The 397-nt window shown below is 62.7% G+C and carries 1 protein-coding gene; it reads left to right on the forward strand.

What is annotated here, in order from left to right:
* Nucleotides 1-184 precede the first annotated feature (184 nt).
* A partial coding sequence (locus EN859_RS35610) for a metallophosphoesterase (RefSeq protein ID WP_189502502.1) occupies nucleotides 185-397 on the forward strand: 213 nt, incomplete at its 3' end.

Raw genomic sequence — 397 nt, forward strand, 5'->3', positions numbered from 1 at the left:
CGGCGATTGCCTTCGCCGCGGATGAAGATCTGCCGCGGCAGGCTTTTGTCGCAGGTCGACTACGAGGTCGACGTCAAGGAATGGGGCTTCGCCGGCGTCGGCGGCGTTGGAGAATTCCGCGATGGCTGAACAAAGCAGAACAGGCCGCAAAGCGAGCGGCAACGGCAAGGTCAAGATCGCCGCGATGGGCGATCTGCATGTTCAGGAAGATGCGCAGACGTCCTACCGTGACCTGTTCGGCGAGGTTTCTCGCGAAGCAGACGTCCTGGTGCTCACCGGAGACCTCACCAACCTCGGCAAGCCGAAGGAGGCCGAGCTTCTCGCAGAGGATTTCCGCGCCTGCTCGATTCCGGTGGTCGCGGTGCTCGGCAACCACGATTACGAATCCGGCTGCGTC

It is taken from the genome of Mesorhizobium sp. M00.F.Ca.ET.216.01.1.1 (genome assembly GCF_004010325.2).
Lineage (GTDB): Bacteria > Pseudomonadota > Alphaproteobacteria > Rhizobiales > Rhizobiaceae > Mesorhizobium.